The sequence below is a fragment of the Pseudazoarcus sp. NS36 genome (assembly GCF_059703705.1).
This window is the reverse complement of sequence record NZ_BAAKJA010000001.1, coordinates 223,947-241,794: the sequence shown is the minus strand read 5'-3', so window position 1 is coordinate 241,794 and position 17,848 is coordinate 223,947. Positions and strand designations below refer to the sequence as shown.

Genomic DNA, 17,848 nt, shown 5'->3' with positions numbered 1-17,848 from the left:
TCTTGATGGCGATGCGATGAAGAATTTGCTGTACGCCCAGTCCGGCGGTGTCACCGCCGTCATCAACGCGAGTGCCGCCGGCGTCATCGAGGCCGCGCGTGCGAGCGGGCAGGTCGGGCGGGTGCTGGCCGGGCGGCACGGCCTGGTCGGGGTGCTGGACGAAGCGCTGTTCGACACCTCGGGTCTTTCCGCCGACGAGGTCGAGCGCCTCGCCCGTACTCCGGGCGGTGCCTTCGGCTCCTGCCGCTTCGACCTGCCCGAGCCGCAGGATGATGTCGCCCCCTATGACCGCTTGTTCGCGGTACTGGCCGCGCATGACATCGGCTGGCTGCTCTACAACGGCGGCAACGGCTCCATGCACACCGTCGCGCAGATTGCGCGCGAGGCGAGGCGGCGCGGCTTTCCGCTGGTCACCGTCGGTGTGCCGAAGACGGTCGACAACGATATCGAGGCCACGGACTGCTGCCCGGGCTTTGGTTCGGCCGCCAAGTACGTCGCCACCTCGATGCTCGAAGCCGGCATGGATCTGCGCGCGATGGCCAGCCGCATCGGCCGCGCCTTCGTGCTGGAAGTCATGGGCCGCAACGCCGGCTGGCTGGCAGCGGCCACGGCGCTGGCGCGGCGCAACGAGGACGATCCGCCGCACATCATCTTGCTGCCCGAGGTGCCGGTGGACCGTGCCCGCTTCCTCGCTGAGGTCGAACGCACGGTGGCGCGCATCGGCTACTGCGCGGTGACCGTGTCCGAAGGCGTGTCGTGGGCCGACGGCACGCGTGTGATGGAGCAGAACGTCGATGCCAAGGGCTATGTGCAACTGGGTGGCGCGGGGCAGACCATCGCCCGGCTGATCAGTGCCGAGTTCGGCTACAAGCACCATTGGGCGATTCCCGATTACCTGCAGCGCGCGGCCGGCCATCTGGTGTCGGCCACCGATGCGGCGCAGGCTCGTGCGGTCGGCGCGGCCGCGGTGGAATATGCGCTGGCCGGGCAGGACGGCATGATGCCGGCCATCCGGCGTCTGTCCGATGCGCCGTACCGCTGGGACATCGTTCCGGTGCCGGCGGATGCCGTCGGCAACCGCGAGCGCCTGGTGCCGGCGCCGTTCATCCGCGAAGACGGCCTGCACGTCACGCCGGCGGCGCTGGACTACCTGCGTCCGCTGGTCGGGGGTGAAGTGCCGGTTGCATTCGAGGGCGGCGTGCCGGACTGGAGTGGCTTTGATCTGCCGCTGGTCGCGCCGAAACTTCAGAAGCCGTAGCGCAGGCTCACGCCGGCAAACCAGCTGCGTGTCGGGCCGGGCTCGTAGAAGCGCCCCTGCGCCTGGCCGACGATCACCGACGACACGTATTCGCGGTCGAAGACGTTGTCGAGCCGTAGCAGCTGCTCGAACATCCACGGCCCGCGCCGCTGCTCGGCGGCCAGCGCGAGGTTGAGCAGTGTGTGAGCCGGGGCACGACGGGCGGTGTTGCCGTCATTGACCGTCATGTCGCCGCGATGCAGCGCCTCGGCCGACAGTGTGACGCCACGCATCGCCTGCCAGGCCAGTTCCGCCGAGGCGCTCAGGCGCGGCACGCCGGGCAGGCGATTGCCGGCTGCTACGGTTCCGCCGCTGCCCGTGAAACCGGACGCATATTCGGCCTCCATCCAGGTCAGCGCGCCGCGCAGCATCAGCGTGGGCGTGAGTTCGGACTCCAGCGCCAGTTCCAGCCCGTGGCGGCGCGTGCGCGCGGCGTTGGCGTAGTTGGTGCGCCCGCCCGAGGATTGCGCAACGACGATCTCGTTCTTCGTGCGCACTGCGAACAGCGCCGCGTTCACACGTGTGGCCGCGCCGACAAAGGCCTTGGCGCCGAGCTCGAACTGCCGGCTGGTGGCCGGGCGCAACTCGAAGTTGAAACCGCCGCCGGCACCGGAGTACGACAGCTCACCGAGCGTTGGCGTCTCGAAGCCGGTGCCGAGGCTGGCATACAGATTGAGCGCGGGATGAGCCTTCCACAGCAGGGCGGCGGCCGGCGTGGCGCGGCGGTAGGTGACGCTGCCCGAATCGTCGCCATTGGCGCCGATGAGGTAGTCGTCCTCGACGCGGAACTTCACCGTGCTGTGGCGCAGGCCGGCTGACCACTGCCAGTCGCCGCGCTCCCACACCGCCTGCACATAGGGCGCGGTCGAGGTGACGAGGTTGCGCTCGTCGCGCCGCAGTGCGCCGCGCACGCCCGTCGTGCCGCCGACGAAGTTCTCGTAGCCGCGTCGTTCATCTACTGAGCGCTCCACATCCAGCCCGGTCGAAACCGTCAGCGTGCCGCCTGCGAGGTCCGAGACGCGGCTCCAGCGCGCGCCCAAGCCGTGGAAATCGCGGTCGAAATCCACCACGCCACCGGCGCTGCCCTCAGCCGCCTGCGCGGCGATCGGGATCGACAGGAACTGCACCACGGCGCGCCGCCCGGTCCAGCCCTGCAGCGTCAGGCGGTCAGGGCCGAAATCCTGCTCGAAGCGCAGGCTGACCTGGGTGTGTTTGATGGTCTTGCGTGTGCGGAAGTCGCGCGCCGGGTCTTCGACCGCCCGCGGGTCGCGCCGGAAGGTGTTCCAGTTCAGGCCCTGCGGGTCTTCGGTGAAGGGCTGGTCGAGGTGGCTGGCGAGCAGCGTGATGCGCCGGTCGGGCGTGGCGCTGAAGTCCAGTCGGGCGAAACTCTGGTCGCGCCGTACCGCACTGTAGCGGCGGAAACCGTCGGACTTGAAGCGCGCGGCGTTGGCGCGCCAGGCAAAACCGTCGCGCTCGCCGTCGCTGCGGACGCGTGAACGCGTGGTGCCCCAGCTGCCGGCCGTGAAACCGCCGCCAAGTGAGGGCGAGCCGTCGCCGGGGGCGGAAAACAGTTGCACCACGCCGCCCGAATGGTTGCCGTACAGCGTCGCGAACGGGCCGCGCAGCACCTCGATGCGCTCGGCGCTGTCCAGATCGAAGGTGGCGAGCTGGCCCTGGCCGTCCGGTGTACCTGCCGGGACGCCGTCGGCCACCAGCCGCACGCCGCGCACGCCGAAGGCCGAGCGTGCGCCGAAGCCGCGGATGGAAAGCTGCAGGTCCTGCGCATAGTTGTGGCGGTTGGCGACGTGCACGCCGGGAATGCCGGACAGCAGCTCGGAGGCATCGATACCGGGCCGGTTGCGCAGCGCGGGCTGCACGTCGATGCGGTCAATGGCCAGTGGTGTGTCGAAGCGGTCCTGCTCACTCGCGGTGCCGGTGACGACGACCTCGGGCAGCCGGGCCTCATCAGCCAGCGCCGTATGGCAGACCAGCAGGGCGGGGAGCAGAAGGGTTCTGTGGTGGGGCATGGGGCGGCGGTTCATGGCTTTGCCGATGGACCGCCGCCATGGTCGTCAGTTCTCGTCCGGCAGTCGATAGGCTTGCTCGCGGTATAGCCAAGACGGCAGCAGTGCGTGCGCCAGCGCGCGGCGCGCGCGAGGGTCATCCTGCGTGAGCGGGTGATCCGTGCCGAGCTGCTTGGCCACCGGATCATAGCGTGCGACCACCGGTGCTTGCTCGGCGCGCAGAACGGTCAGTTCATGGCCTTCCATGAAGCCGTAGTTCTGCTCGTATTGCATCATGGCTCGGCCCGGATGGCCGGCCGGCTCGGCGGAGAGGTCGCGGCCGATCATCGGCGTTTCCGTGGCCACGCCCATCAGCGACAGCACGGTCGGGCCCAGATCGATCTGGCTGGCGACGGTACGGATGCGGCGTGGCTCGATGTCGGCGCCGAGGATCAGCCCCGGAATATGGAAACGCTCGACCGGGATCAGCGTATTGCCGCGCACGCGGATGTCGTGATCGGCCACCACCAGGAACAGCGTGTCCTGCCAGTAGGGGCTGGCCTTGGCCTGCTCGAAGAAGCGGCCCATGGCCCAGTCGGCGTACTTGACGGCGTTGTTGTCGGTGGCCTTGTCGGCATCGAACAGCTCGATGCGCCCGTCCGGAAACTCGAAGGGCGAGTGGTTGGACGAGGTGAACACCAAGCCGAAGAAGGGCTTGCCTTGGCTGTGGTGCTTGCTGAAACGCTCATGCGCCTTGTTGAAGAGGTCCTCGTCCGAAGCGCCCCAGCTGCCCATGAACACCGGGTTCACGTAATCATTCTGGTCGACCATCGAGACGAAGCCGTTGCCCTTGAAGAAGCTGCGCATGTTGTCGAAGTGCGATTCGCCACCGTAGATGAACTCGGTGTGGAAACCCTCGCGGCGCAGCGTCTCGGCCAGCGTGTAGAAGCCCTGCTGGGCCAGCGAGAGCTTGACCACGGCCTGAGCCGGCGTGGGCAGAAAACCCGTGGTGACGCCCTCGATACCGCGGATCGAGCGCGTGCCGGTGGCGTACAGCTGCTCGAACCACCAGCCTTCGTGCTTGAGCTTCTCCAGCTCGGGTGTCACCGGCACGCCGCCGAGCGATTCGACAAAGGTCGCGCCCAGGCTCTCCTGCAGCACGATGACGAGGTTCAGCGGCTTCTCGCGCTGGCGCGTGGGCGTCAGGCGGTTGAGCGTCGGGATGTCGTCGGACAGCCACTGGCGCGGCGGGCCGCCGAAGCTGTCGGTGGCGGTGCGGACTTCGGCGAGAATGTCGGCTTCCGGCAGCTTGCCGTAGATCTCGCTGGAGATCGCCTCGTCCTTCATGCGGTAGGCCTCGTAGGTTACCGACCAGGCCGAGTTGAGGATCAGGCTGTTAACCAGAGTGTCGGGTGTCAGCGCGAACAGGGCCGGGTTAGCGGGACGGTGGTCGAGCGTGGAGCGTACGCCGAAGGCCACGACCAGCACCATCAGCGGCCAGCTCAGCAGCACCGCCCACCACGGCCAGCGCGATGGCTGCGTGCGCCACGGCGCGATGAAACGCGCCGCCAGCCAGCCACACAGCGCTGTTGCGAGCACGCCGGCCACCAGTTCCAGCTTGTAGCCCCCCCACAGCATGGCGAACACCTCGCGCGGGTACTTGAGGTATTCGATGAAGAAACGGTTGGGGCGAACGCCGTATTCGTTGAGGAAGGGCGGACTGGCCATTTCGAGAAAGGCCAGCGCAGCGATGCTGGCGATGACCCAAATGCGGGTGAAGCCCTGCCACGCCGGCCAGGTGCGGCGCAGCGAGAACAGCGGTAGCAGCAGCACCGGGATGAAGGCCAGCAGACTGAGCTGGATGATGTCCACGCGCACGCCCTGCACCAGCATGGTCATCCAGATGCCGGCGTCGGCCACGCGCTCGGACTGCCACAGCATCAGCGCAATGCGCGAGAGCGACAGCAGCACCAGTCCCATCGCGTACAGCGCCAGCAGCGGTGCGTATGGGCCTGCCCATGCAAACAGCCGCCAGGGGCTGGCGGCTGCGGGGCGGGTGAATGGCGCGGTGGTGGCGATGCTGTGGTTCATGCTGCCCTCTTGCGCAGCACATAGGTGCGCCACATGGCGTAGCGCGGCAGGAAATCGAGCTTTGCGGCGAGGTCCCAGCCGCATTGCCGGAACTCGGCCTCGACGACATCGGCCGGAATCACGAAGCGGTTCTGGTAGGCCGCTTCTCCGCGCCGGGCGCGCCGCTCCTCGAGCTTGCGGCGGCGCCAGGCCTTGAGGTTGCCGTCCACCCACAGTGACAGGATCAGGGTGTCACGGCTGACGCGGTGCATCTCGCGCAGCATGAGCTGGCGGTGTTCTGTTTCTCCGATGTGGTGCATCAGCCGCATGCAGAACACGCTGTCCACCGAGGCGTCGGGCAGGTCGATGGCGAAGGCCGATGTCTGCATGGTTTGTACGCGTTCGACCACTTCGGGCGACTGTACGGTGCGTGCGACCTGCAGCATATCGGTCGAGTTGTCGGCGCCGATGATGACCCGCGCGGGGTGTTCGGCCAGTAGCGGCCAGAAGCGGCCGGCGCCGCAGGGCAGGTCGAGTACCAGTTCGGGCTGGCCAGCCAGTGCCAGTGCACGGCGCGCAATCTGCATGTCCCGCCAGTTCGACAGACGCCGGAAGAAACCGTCCTGGTGCTTGCGGAAGTAGTTGAGCGAATGTTCGCGGTCGTACTTGCCCGAGAACGGCAGGCTCACGCTCGAAGTGCTGTTCGACATCCCGGATCTCACTGCCATTTGAATGCGCTCAGCCTAGTCAGGGGCGCATCAAGTGGCCGTCGAGGCAAGGTCAAGAAATCATCAAGATGGCGCGCCGGGCGCCGCGTCCGGGTTTGGACGAGCGGCCTTGAGCGCTTACCATGGGTCGGGTTGCCATGGGGGGAGGCCCCCGGAGAGGAGCATGGACACTCAGGAATCGGGCCGGACGGCGCTGGAAAAATCGACCTTGCTGGCGCCGGTTTTCGTGCCCGCGGTGGTGGTTGCGGCACTGCTGGTCATCGGCACCATGAGCAATCCGGAACTGGCCGGTGAAGCCTTCAGCGCGACGCTGGCGTGGATCACGCGCACCTTCGGCTGGTTCTACATGCTTGCGGTTGCACTGTTTCTGATCTTTATCGTTGGTGTGGCCATGTCGAAATGGGGCAACACCCGCCTTGGCCCTGACCACGGTGAGCCGCAGTACAGTTTTCCGGCTTGGTTCGCGATGCTGTTCTCGGCCGGCTATGGCATTGCCTTGCTGTTCTTCGGGGTGGCCGAGCCGGTATTGCATTACGCCTCGCCGCCAGTCGGCGCCGCGCAGACCGTGGATGCGGCCAAGCAGGCCATGCAGATTGCCTTCTTCCACTGGGGTTTCCACATCTGGGCCATCTATGGCCTGACCGGCCTGGTGCTGGCCTACTTCGCCTTCCGCCATGGTCTGCCGTTGTCGATGCGCTCGGCGCTGTATCCGTTGATCGGCGAGCGCATCCATGGTCCGGTCGGCCATACGGTGGATGTCTTCGCGATCCTCGGCACGCTGTTCGGCATTGCCACCACGCTGGGCCTCTCGGTGGCGCAGATCAACGCCGGCATGAACTACCTGTGGCCGGGCGTGCCGGTCGGCACGACGGTGCAGGTCATCACCATCGCAGTCATTACCGGCCTAACCGTGCTTTCGGTGGCGGCCGGGCTGGACAAGGGCGTCAAGCGGCTGTCGATCCTCAACATGGGGCTGGCCGGGTTGCTCATGCTGTTCGTGTTCCTGGTTGGCCCCAGCATCTTCATCCTCGAGACCTTTCTGCAGAACACCGGCAGCTACCTGTCCAACATCGTCGAACGCACCTTCAACCTGCAGGCCTATTCGCGCAGCGACTGGATCGGCAACTGGACGCTGTTCATCTTCGGCTGGACCATCGCCTGGGCGCCCTTCGTGGGCCTGTTCATCGCCAAGATCAGCCGTGGCCGCACGATCCGCGAGTTCGTCGTGGGCGTGATGCTGGTGCCAACGCTGTTCACCTTCCTGTGGTTCTCGATCTTCGGTGACACCGCGCTGCACATGATCATGGTCGAGGGCTACACCAGCCTGATCGACGACGTGCAGTCGGATACCGCCATCGCGCTGTTCAAGTTGTTCGAGCTGCTGCCATGGTCGGCGCTCGTGTCGTTCGTGACGGTACTGCTGATCGTGACTTTCTTCGTCACCTCTGCAGACTCCGGCTCGTTGGTGATCGATTCGCTGGCTTCCGGTGGTGCGACGAGAACGCCGGTGTGGCAGCGCGTGTTCTGGGCCACGCTGCAGGGGGTCGTGGCCTCGGCGCTGCTGGTGGCCGGTGGTTTGTCCGCGCTGCAGACCATGAGCATTGCCAGTGCCTTGCCCTTCGCCGTGATCCTGCTCATCGCAGCGCTCGGAATGTGGCGTGCGCTGTCCATCGAGAGCCATCGCGAATTCAGCTTGCAGTCGCACATGCAGGGCATCCGCCACGCCGAGCCGGGAGGCTGGAAGAAGCGGCTGGCGGAAATGATCGATTTCCCGTCGCGCGTCGAGGTCGAGCGCTTCATCAACACCCGTGCGTTCGATGCGATGCAAACGGTGGGGGCGGCCCTGCGCGAGAAGGGGTGGCCGGCCGAGGTGTGCTTCGATGTTGCCAACCAGCGCAGCTACATCGAGATCGTGCGCGAGGCCGATATCGATTTCATCTACGAAATCCGCTTGCGCGGCTATTCCCGCCCGAGCTTCGCCTACCCGCAGATGGCGCGCGACGAGGACGGTGACGAGCTGTACTACCGCGCCGAAGTGTTCCTGCGCAACGGTGGGCTGGCCTACGACATGTATGGCAGTTCCATGCAGGAGATCATCGACGACATCCTGAGCCAGTTCGGCAACTACCTGCACTTCCTGCACATTTCACCGGGCGTTCTGCCGTGGAAGATGAACGAGCACGACGACATGATCGACACCGATGGAGTGGTAGCCCCGGCGGATGCTCAGAAGTCGTAGCGCAAGCCGGTCATGATGCCGCGTCCGCTGCGCAGGCCGGCATCCAGGCCGGACTGACGCCGGCGCAGTGAAGGGTAGTCTTCGTCGTCGTGCTGGAATGCTGCGAAGAAGGTCAGGGCGCGGCTGTAGCGGTGGTCGAGGCCAAACTGCACCGCCGTGTCGTCTTCGCCGTCGAAGCGGGTCAGCATCAGGCGCCAGGTGTTGCGGCCTTCGGTGTAGCTACCGAGCAGATTCCAGTCGCGTGAGCCGTCGCTGGCGCCGGACAGGGTCAATCCCCCTCGGCTGTAGCTCACGCCGCCAAGCATGCGGTTCTCGTCCGGGGAGCGATGAAGCCATTGCCGGGGGGTATGCGTGTAGGTTGCGCCGATGCTCCAGCCATCGCGGCGCGGGCTGCTCCACGACAAAGAGCGTTCCGTGACGCCGCCGGTGTACTGGAGATCGTGCGTGGGCGGGTGAAATGCGGCGGTCGCCGGATCGTTGATGCGCGGCAGCCATTGCTGTTCGACGGAGAGGGTGCCGAAGCCGCCACGCAGTCCGATGCGCGTGACGCGTATTTCATCGGCGCGCCGCAGGCCAGGGCCATAGTCGAGCGGGGTGGCATTCCATTGCCGGGGCGACGGCCCGATTTCGGTGAAGGCGGTAACACCGCTGCGCCATTGCGAGGCCTCGCCCACGCTCAAGCCCGTGCCGGCCTGCGTTGTCGGGGCAAAGAGCGCAACGCTACAGGCGGCCAGCAGTGAAAGCCCGCAAGCGCGAGGGTTCCTGGTCAAAGCGTTGTGCATTCTCATGATTCGGCTGCGCATGTGCGGCTCGACGATTGAATTCATGTGAAAACACATGGAGTGTAGAACCGCCGGGCGGGTTCCGCGGCTTTCGTTGCCTGTCGTTACACCTGGATACGTTGTGCCTTTTCGGGGCCGTCTCAGAAATCGTAACGAACCCCCAGCGCAAACGCCCGGCCGCCGCTGGTGGCGGCGTCAAAGCGGTCCAGCCCGTGGCGCCGTGCGGTGATGCCCGAGGTGGCCCCTTCGCGATAGAACTCGGCGAACAGCGTCAGTTTCTCGCTGTAGCGATGATCCACGCCGGCATGCACGGTGTGCTCGCCATAGCCCTCGACGCGCGCGAGCATCAGCTTCCAGGCGTTGCGCCCGGCGGTGTAGGCCCCGAGCAGGTTGAAGGCCTGCTGGTCGTCGCCGTAGAACGCGCCGGGTACGTTGGTGTCGGTGCGTTCGTACTTGAAGGCGGCATACCACGCGCCCTGCGTCCACGTCGCGGTGGCACCGTAGAGGCGGTCGCGGTAGCCGTCCGGGTTGCCGCGGTCATCCATGCCGAGTGCCAGCACCCACGGTCCGCCGGTCCAGCTCGCGGTGGCCTGGATGCGGCGATCTTCGATGCGCGCGGTGGATTTCTTGTTGCCGTGCGCAGACGACCACGATGCGGCCACGCCAAAGCCCGCCACGCGCGGGCTGCTCCACGCCACGGTATTGCGTACCCGTGGCGTGGTGTACGTGGCAAAGCCGCTGTAATAGCTGCTGAACCAGTCGACGGGTGCCGCGATGGCGTTGTAGTAGGGCATCCACTGCTGACCCAGCGACAGCGTGCCCAAGCCCCCCTCGACGCCGATGCGCGCGATGCGCAGCGGCTCGGCCTCGTCGCGGCCGAAGCCGCCCTGGTCGTAGGGATCGCGCAGGCGGAAGTTGGCCGAGTCAAACGGCACTTCGAGCTGCGCGAACAGCCGTGGGCCGTCGTCGAAGCGATAGGCCAGGTTGGCACCGAAGCGCGAGTAGGCGTCGCGCAGCCCGGTGTAGCGATCGATCACGTCGCGGTTGTCCGGTTCAACGTATTCGGCGTGGGTGCGCAGCGATGCGTAGAAGTCCCAGGACCAGCCGGGCTCTTCGGCCAGAGCAGGCAGGGCCGTGAGGCAGGCGGCGGCGAGTGCGGGATGGGTGAGCTTGGTCATGACGTCTTCTCCCCGGTTCAGCGCACGGCGTCGAGGAAGTGCATGTGGCGTTCGTACTGGTCGAGCACGTCGCCGATGATGTCCTCGTGGCTCCAGCCCATGATGTCGTAGTCCTGACCGCCTTCGCGCAGATGCACCTCGGCGCGGAAGTAGCGCAGGCGGTCCTGCCGCTCGCGGCGGGTGTCGCGCATCACGAAGCTGGGTGGTTCGTAGGCCGTCACGTGTACCGAGTAGAAGAAGTCGATCTCGTCACCGTGGCGCACTTCGACCCAGGTACGCGTGATGGGGGATTCCTCCTCGGCCAGACGGGCGTCGATGCCGTGCTCACGCAATTCCCCGGCGACCTCGGCCAGAGCCGGGCGCACGACCTCGAGCATGAAGCGGCGCACCTCGTTGCGGCGCGGCTGGTGCACCAGCGTGCGCAACCGCCGCCGCCAGTCGTGTGCTGCCTCGCCACCGATTGCGCGCACGCGTGCGTCGCGCAGACTCAGCCGCTTGACGTGGTCGATGCGCAGCGCACGCAACAGGCCCACGCACATCAACACCATGATGATGGCGAAGGGCAGGGCAGCGGCGATGGTGGCGGTCTGCAGCGCGCCCAGGCCGCCTGCCACCAGCAGCGCGGCGGCGACGATGCCCTCGACGACGGCCCAGAACACGCGCTGCCACACCGGCGAATCGTCGTGGCCGCCGTTGGTCAGCATGTCGACCACCAGCGAGCCTGAGTCCGATGAGGTCACGAAAAAGGTGATGACCAGCAGCGTGGCCACCAGCGACATGACCGACGAGAACGGCAGGTGCTCGAAGAACTGGAACAGCGCCACCGAGGTGTCGGCTGCAACCGCTGCGGCGAGCGACTGGATGCCCTGGATCATGACCATGTGGATGGCCGTGTCGCCGAACACCGTCATCCACATGAACGTAAAGCCGACCGGCACGAACAGCACGCCGACGACGAATTCGCGGATCGTGCGCCCGCGCGAAACGCGCGCGATGAACATGCCGACGAAGGGCGACCAGGCAATCCACCACGCCCAGTAGAACAGCGTCCAGCCGCCGATCCAGCCGGTGGGCTCGTAGGCGTAGAGGTTGAAGGTCATGGAGAACAGGTTGGACAGATACATGCCGGTGTTCTGCACGAAGGTCTGCAGCAGGAACACGGTTGGTCCGGCCACCAGCACGAAGATCACCAGCACGGCGGCGAGCACCATGTTCAGCTCGGAGACGCGACGGATGCCGCCGTCCAGGCCCAGCGCGACCGACAGGGTGGCGATGGCCGTGATGACGGCGATCAGCACGATCTGGACCGTCGTGTTCACCGGCACGTCGAACAGGTAGTCGAGGCCGGCGTTGACCTGCATGACCCCGAAGCCGAGCGAGGTGGCCACGCCGAAAATGGTGCCGAGCACGGCGAAGATGTCGACCGCGTGGCCGATGGGGCCGTAGATGCGCTCGCCGATCAGCGGGTAGAGCGCCGAGCGGATGGTCAGCGGCAGATCATGGCGGAACGCGAAATAGGCCAGCGACAGCGCCACCACGGCGTAGATCGCCCAGGCGTGCACGCCCCAGTGAAAGAAGGTGATGCGCAGCGCCTGGCGCGCGGCTGCGGCGGTTTCCGGGTCGCCGACCGGGGGGCTGACGTAATGCATGATCGGCTCGGCGACACCGAAGAACATCAACCCGATGCCCATGCCGGCCGAGAACAGCATCGCGAACCACGAGGTGTAGCTGTAGTCCGGCGAGGTGTGATCGCGACCGAGCTTGATGGTGCCGAACGAGGACGCCGCCAGCGCGACGATGAAGACCAGAAAGCCGGCTACCGCCAGCACATAGAACCAGCCGGCCGAATGCATGGTCCAGTCGCGGATGGCGCCGAACAGCGCGTTTGCGGTGTCGGGCATCGCGGCGGCAAAGCCGACGAAGAGCAGGGTGAGGAGGCCGGAAAGGATGAAAACCGGCGGATTGATCAGGATGCGGGGCCGTGGGGCCGCGCCGCTGTTTCCGTTGTCGTCTTTCGGGTCCATGCAGCCTCCCCCTCTGTCGTCATTGGTCCAGCAAGCCTGGACAGCCTAGACGCCATGGGGAGGGATGTCACGCCCGCAAACTACGCAGCAGAGCCGCTTGCCGTCCAGTGGCCGGACTTGCCGCCGAGCTTTTCGAGCAGACGGATGCCGCTCATGATCATGCTCGTGGCGCACTCGATGAGCACGCCTGTCGTAGATGGCGGTCAAGGGGGCGCATGCTGCTTGGGGAGGTGTCGGTGCAGCCGAGACAACTCAGGCTTTCAGCCAGTTTCGCCGCCAGAAGAGGATGGCCATGGTGATCGCGATCACGGCCATCAGACCGAGTGCAATGTAGAACCCGCCGCTGCGGTCAATGATCGGCATGTACTCGAAGTTCATGCCGAAAATTCCGGCGATCAGCGTCGCGGGAAGAAAAATCGTCGTCAGTACGGTGAGGATCCGGACCTGCAGGTTGAGGCGGTTGCTTACTGCCGAGAGGTAGATGTCCATCAGGTCGCTGAGCAGATCCCGCACCGTATCGAGTGTCTCGATGACGTGGATGGTGTGGTCCGCGATATCCCGCAGGTAGAGCTTGCTGTCCGCAGTGAAGAAAGCGTGGTCGTCACGGATCAGGCCGTTGAGGACATCGCGCAGCGGCCAGATGGCCCGGCGGATGAGCTGACAGTCGTGCTTGACCAGGTTGATGGTCTTGAGCAGGTCGGGAGTGGGATTTCCGATGGCTGCGTCTTCGAGATCTTCCGCGGTGTTGCCGAGCTGATCGAGCACGACGAAGTAGCGGTCGACGACGGCATCGAGCAGCGCATGAACAAGGTAGTCGACCCCGTTGCGACGCAGTGGGGCGCGATCAGAGCGCAGCCGCTCGCGGATCGGCTCGAACACGCCGGAGCGGCGTTCCTGGAAGCTGAGCACGAAGTCCTTGCCGAGGACGATGCTGATCTGGTCCGAGACCAGCGTGCGGTTGTCCGGGTCGTACTCGAAGACCCGCGTGACGAAGAACAGATAGTCGCCGTAGTTGTCGATCTTGGGCCGCTGGTGGGTGTTGAGGATGTCCTCGAGTACCAGCGGGTGAAGACCGTAGCGCTGCCCGATGGCGACCAGGATCGCAGGATCCTGAAGGCCATGCACGTTCAGCCACAGCCGCTGATGACCGGGGCGATAGTCACCGACTGCGGCGATGCCGTCGAAGCTTTGCTCTTCGATGCCATGCTCGTCGAAGGCCAGTGTCGAAATCAGGGGTTGTTCGGTCTTGATCTCGCCGACGTGAACCAGAGTGCCCGGCGGCAATCCGACCTTGGCCGCCGGCAGGGTGCGCGACTTGCGTTTCCGCTTGTTGCCGTTGGTTGCTGTCGTGGGCACGTTCTTGCCTCAGCTTGCCGTCCAGTGGCCGGACTTGCCGCCGAGCTTTTCGAGCAGGCGGATGTCGCTCATGGTCATGCCACGATCGACGGCCTTGCACATGTCGTAGATGGTGAGCAGGGCGACGCTGGCGGCCGTGAGAGCCTCCATCTCGACGCCAGTGCGGCCGACGGTTTCGGCGGTGACGCTGACGACGATGCGATTGCCGGCGGCATCAAGATCGAAGTCTACGGCGACCCGGGTCAGCGGGATCGGGTGGCATAGCGGAATCAGTTCGCTGGTGCGCTTGGAGCCCTGGATTGCGGCAATGCGCGCAATGCCGAGCACGTCGCCTTTTTTGGCAGTACCGTCGCGCACCATTGCAAAGGTTGCGGGCAGCATCGAGATGGCGCCACTGGCGACGGCCACGCGGCGCGTTTCGTCCTTGGCGCCGACATCGACCATGTGAGCCTGGCCGTCGGCATCGAAATGGGTAAGTTGCTGGCTCATGCGCGTGAGTTGCCGGAACGATCAGTAGGGGGCGCTATCATAGCATCCGTGATGAAACGACTTTCCGCCCTGGCACTGGCCACGACGCTGGCTGCAACGCCGTTGCACGCCTTCAATCTGCCCGATCTGGGGGATGTGGCCACCTCCGATCTGTCCTCGCTCGAAGAGCAGCGCATCGGTGAATCCATCATGCGCGACATCCGTTGGCAGGACCCGGCCTATCTCGACGATGTCGAGGTCGAGGACTACGTCAGCGGCATCGGTCGGCGCATGGTGGCGGTGGGGCCGCAACCGGACCGCGAGTTCGAGTTCTTCGTCATCAACAATCCGCAGATCAACGCCTTCGCGCTACCGGGCGGCTATATCGGCATTCACAGCGGGCTGCTGCTGACGGCCGAGTCCGAATCGGAATTCGCGTCGGTGATGGGCCACGAGATCGCCCACGTCACGCAGCGCCACATCGCCCAGTTGTTCGGCAAGCAGGGCCAGTCCATGGCCATGCTGCTGGGCTCGCTGTTGATCGGCGCACTGGCGGCCAACAGCAATCCCCAGCTGGCGGAGGCGGCCATCGTGGCCGGGCAGGCCGGCGCCATCCAGCAGCAGCTGGGCTACTCCCGTGCCTTCGAGCGTGAGGCGGATCGCATCGGCCTGCAACTGCTTGAGCGCGCCGGATTTGATCCGCGCGGCATGCCCGGTTTCTTTGCCCGCCTGCAACGCGAAACCCGCATCTACGAGAGCGATCTACCGGGTTATCTGCGCACCCACCCGATGACGCAGGATCGCTTTTCCGACATGCAGAACCGCGTTGCGCAGATGCGCTACCGGCAGGTGCTCGATTCGTCCGACTTCGCCTTTGTGCGCGCAAAGTTGCGTGTGATCGGTCAGTCGCCGGTGGAAGCCGTGCGCGAGTTCGAGGTGCGCGTTGCCGAGCGCCAGGACGATGTGTCCCGTTATGGTTTGGCGCGTGCGGAGATGCGTGCCAACCGCCTTGATGACGCACGTGCCACGCTCGCTACGCTGGGCGAGGAAGCTCGCACATCGGCCTTCGGCGCATTGCTCGAAGTGGAGTTGTTGCTTGCCGCGCGGGATGCCAAGGGCGCGCAGCAAGTCGTCGAACGCGCGCAGCGCGAGCATCCCGACAGCCGGGCGTTGCGCTATGCCCGGATCGACGTCGAGTATGCGGCCGGAAAGCCGAAGCGCGCGGCCGAGTTGGCCGAGGCGGCGATACTGCGTGACCGCAGCGATCCTCGGCTGTGGGAGCGCCTGGCACGCGCCGAGGAGCGCCAGGGCCGGTTGACGGCCTATCATCGTGCGCTGGCCGAAGTCTATGTGCTGCGTGGCGCGTTGCCCGCCGCGATCGAACAGCTTGAGCTGGCACGGCGTGGCGGCAGCAAGGATTTCTTCGAGCTGTCGGCCATCGACGCGCGCATGCGCGAAATCAAGCAGGAGTACGATGCCCGTGAGGCAGAGCGGCGCTGAGTTTGCAGCGGGTTTTCGTAGCACGGGCCTGCGTTTATACTGCGCCGTCCCGCACACAGGAGTACTAGCGAATGGAGTTTGACAAGGAGGTCGATGCACGCGGCTTGAACTGCCCGTTGCCGATCCTGCGCGCGAAGAAGGCGCTTGCCGAAGTGGCCAGCGGTCAGACGGTCAAGGTGCTCGCCACGGATCCGGGTTCGGTCAAGGATTTCCAGGCGTTTGCGCGCCAGACCGGCAACGACCTGCTGGGGCAGAACGAAACTGCCGAGCGTGTGTTCGAGTTCTATCTGCGGCGCAAGTAAAACCTGACGCAGCATGAAAAAGGCCATCCTTCGGGATGGCCTTTTTTGTTGCCGGGCCGTCCCAAGACAAAACCGGCCTCATCGGGGGCGAAGCCGACGAGAGTGGGGGCGTTTTGCGTGCCCTGCACTCACACGGCAAAGCGCGCGACGGTGTGCTGCATGCTGCGCGCCATGTTCTCCAGCGTGACCACGGCGGATGAGGTTTCGCTCAGGGCGGCCGCGTTTTCGTCGCTGGAGCGGGCGATGGCTTCGATCTGGCTGGCCAGCGTGTCGCTCGCCTGGGCCTGTTCGCGTAAGGCGTTAGCGATTTCCTGCGCCACGCCCACGACCTGGCGCGAGCCGCCCTGGATGCGTTCGATGGCTTCGCCCGCCGCGCGCGCCAGTTCGGAGTCACCGCCGACCTTGGTGACCACGCGATCCATGTCATCCACCGCCTCGACAGCCGAATGCTGCATGGCGCCTATGTTGTCGGTGATCTCGCGCGCGGACTGGGCGGAGCGCTCGGCGAGCTTGCGCACCTCGTCGGCCACGACGGCGAAGCCGCGACCCTGTTCGCCAGCGCGGGCGGCCTCAATGGCGGCGTTGAGCGCGAGCAGGTTGGTCTGCTCGGCCACTTCCTGGATGACCTTCACAATGCTGCCGATGGAGGTCGACTGATGGCCCAAGCGGCGCACGGCTTCGGCCGCTGCGCGCACCGAGTCGGCCGTATCGAGCATGCCGTCGGCGGTACGCCGCACCACCTCACCGCCTTCCGTGGCGGCGCGTGACGACTCTTCGGAAATGCGCAGCGTCTGATCGGCGTTGTCCCGGACCTGGTTGATGCTCACCGTCAGCTCTTCGACCGATGCCGCAGACGTTGCGGTGGAGTCGTTCAGCGTGCCGACATGCTCGTTGATGTGCGCCACTGCCGAGGCTACTTCGGCACTGGTCTGCTGCACTTGCGTGGCGTGATTGTTGATTTCGCGCACCAGGCTCTGGAACTGTTCGAGCATGGCGTTGAGCCCCTGGGCGATGGCGGCGATTTCATCGCCTCCGCGCGTATCGGCGCGCAAGCGCAGATCCCAGTCACGACAGACGGCGGCCATGGTGCCAGCGAAGTTGCTCAGCGCATGATCGATGCGACGGATGATCACCCACGCCAGCAGACCGACAATCAGCGCGCCCGCCAGCAAGGTTGCCAGAATGCCGTTGCGGGACGACAGATAGGCGCTCGCCGAAGAGAGTACCTGGGCTTCCATGCGGGCTGCTTCGGCCTGCTGGATGGAGGCGACCAGATCGTCCAGACCTTTGCTGAAGTCGCGGTCCATGCCGCGCACTGCCGTGTCGACCTTCTTGCCGGCCTCCGGGTCGGCTACGTCGAAATCACGCAGCGCGTTGCGGTAGCGTTGGCCCAGCAGCGCGTGCTCGTCTAGCAGTTTGGCGACGGTGGCCGAGGCCGGGTCGCTGGCGCGCAGATAGGGTTCGACTTGCTGAAGGTTGTCGCGCACGACGCCCTCCTGCTTCTCGAAGCCTTTCACGTAACGTTCGAACAGGGCAGTGTCGTTGCCGCGGATCAGGATGTTCTTCCATTCCTGTACTTGCGTCTTGAAGGCCGAATCGGCGCGGCCGACTGCGACCAGTGCCGTGACGCCGCTGCGGACTTCACCCAGCCCGCTTTCCATGGTGTTGTTGAAATTGCGCAGCTGCATGACGCCGAGCAGGCCAACCACGATCAGGCCAATACAGGCGACCACGGCGAGCGCGATGAGTCGGGTTCGCACGGAAAGGGACATGACAGTTCTCCACGTTTTTGGGGCATCCGGCCGTGGTGCCCGGCCTTCATCCTGTTGACGGAGCAAATCCGCACAACTTCAGCAAAAGATAGGTCTTTTTATCTACTTTCGTATGAATGTGCGTTGAAA

General features: G+C 65.6%; 13 protein-coding genes. 4 read left to right on the top strand and 9 right to left on the bottom strand.

Annotated elements, in window-relative coordinates; translation table 11 throughout:
• Positions 1-16: 16 nt before the first annotated feature.
• On the top strand, positions 17-1,258 hold the full coding sequence (locus AC6H0R_RS01125; protein WP_497579496.1) for a 6-phosphofructokinase: 1,242 nt from the start codon (positions 17-19) through the stop codon (positions 1,256-1,258).
• Here the strand turns inward: AC6H0R_RS01125 and AC6H0R_RS01120 are convergent.
• The 3 genes from AC6H0R_RS01120 to AC6H0R_RS01110 are packed head-to-tail and all read right to left on the bottom strand — an operon-like array spanning position 1,246 to position 6,080.
• Positions 1,246-3,324 carry a TonB-dependent receptor family protein gene (locus tag AC6H0R_RS01120; RefSeq protein WP_497579495.1) on the bottom strand — a complete coding sequence of 693 codons (2,079 nt, stop codon included), beginning with the start codon at positions 3,322-3,324 and terminating at the stop codon, positions 1,246-1,248. The two genes, AC6H0R_RS01125 and AC6H0R_RS01120, sit on opposite strands and share 13 nt — an antisense overlap.
• Before the next feature lie 45 nt (positions 3,325-3,369).
• Positions 3,370-5,391 carry an LTA synthase family protein gene (locus AC6H0R_RS01115; RefSeq protein WP_497579494.1) on the bottom strand — a complete coding sequence of 674 codons (2,022 nt, stop codon included), beginning with the start codon at positions 5,389-5,391 and terminating at the stop codon, positions 3,370-3,372.
• Positions 5,388-6,080: a class I SAM-dependent methyltransferase gene (locus AC6H0R_RS01110; protein WP_497579493.1), complete on the bottom strand. Its 693-nt coding sequence runs from the start codon at positions 6,078-6,080 to the stop codon at positions 5,388-5,390. Before AC6H0R_RS01110 ends, AC6H0R_RS01115 begins: the two co-directional genes overlap by 4 nt.
• Before the next feature lie 181 nt (positions 6,081-6,261).
• Between AC6H0R_RS01110 and AC6H0R_RS01105 the strand changes: the two genes are divergently transcribed.
• The gene (locus tag AC6H0R_RS01105; RefSeq protein ID WP_497579492.1) at positions 6,262-8,337 is read left to right on the top strand and encodes a BCCT family transporter; all 2,076 of its coding nucleotides are present in this window, start codon (positions 6,262-6,264) and stop codon (positions 8,335-8,337) included.
• Here AC6H0R_RS01105 and AC6H0R_RS01100 read toward each other — a convergent pair.
• The 5 genes from AC6H0R_RS01100 to moaC form a co-directional block, all read right to left on the bottom strand.
• A complete protein-coding gene (locus AC6H0R_RS01100) occupies positions 8,325-9,107 on the bottom strand; it encodes a hypothetical protein (protein ID WP_497579491.1) in 783 nt (260 codons plus the stop codon). The two genes, AC6H0R_RS01105 and AC6H0R_RS01100, sit on opposite strands and share 13 nt — an antisense overlap.
• A 152-nt stretch (positions 9,108-9,259) precedes the next feature.
• A complete protein-coding gene (locus AC6H0R_RS01095; protein WP_497579490.1) occupies positions 9,260-10,297 on the bottom strand; it encodes a porin in 1,038 nt (345 codons plus the stop codon).
• A gap of 17 nt (positions 10,298-10,314) precedes the next feature.
• Positions 10,315-12,321 (bottom strand): BCCT family transporter, encoded by a 2,007-nt coding sequence (locus AC6H0R_RS01090; protein ID WP_497579489.1) that lies wholly within the window; start codon positions 12,319-12,321, stop codon positions 10,315-10,317.
• A 252-nt stretch (positions 12,322-12,573) separates the two neighbouring features.
• Positions 12,574-13,677: a magnesium/cobalt transporter CorA gene (corA, locus tag AC6H0R_RS01085; protein ID WP_497579488.1), complete on the bottom strand. Its 1,104-nt coding sequence runs from the start codon at positions 13,675-13,677 to the stop codon at positions 12,574-12,576.
• Between the two features lie 9 nt (positions 13,678-13,686).
• Positions 13,687-14,166 carry a cyclic pyranopterin monophosphate synthase MoaC gene (gene moaC / locus AC6H0R_RS01080; RefSeq protein WP_497579487.1) on the bottom strand — a complete coding sequence of 160 codons (480 nt, stop codon included), beginning with the start codon at positions 14,164-14,166 and terminating at the stop codon, positions 13,687-13,689.
• Positions 14,167-14,217: 51 nt separating this feature from the next.
• Here moaC and AC6H0R_RS01075 point away from each other — a divergent pair, with 51 nt between their 5' ends.
• Entirely contained in the window at positions 14,218-15,645 is a 1,428-nt protein-coding gene (locus AC6H0R_RS01075) for a beta-barrel assembly-enhancing protease (protein WP_497579486.1), read from the top strand.
• Positions 15,646-15,716: 71 nt separating this feature from the next.
• Positions 15,717-15,947 carry a sulfurtransferase TusA family protein gene (locus AC6H0R_RS01070; RefSeq protein ID WP_497579485.1) on the top strand — a complete coding sequence of 77 codons (231 nt, stop codon included), beginning with the start codon at positions 15,717-15,719 and terminating at the stop codon, positions 15,945-15,947.
• Between the two features lie 128 nt (positions 15,948-16,075).
• On the opposite strand, the gene AC6H0R_RS01065 is transcribed toward AC6H0R_RS01070, so the two are convergent.
• Entirely contained in the window at positions 16,076-17,719 is a 1,644-nt protein-coding gene (locus AC6H0R_RS01065; protein WP_497579484.1) for a methyl-accepting chemotaxis protein, read from the bottom strand.
• Positions 17,720-17,848: the final 129 nt, after the last annotated feature.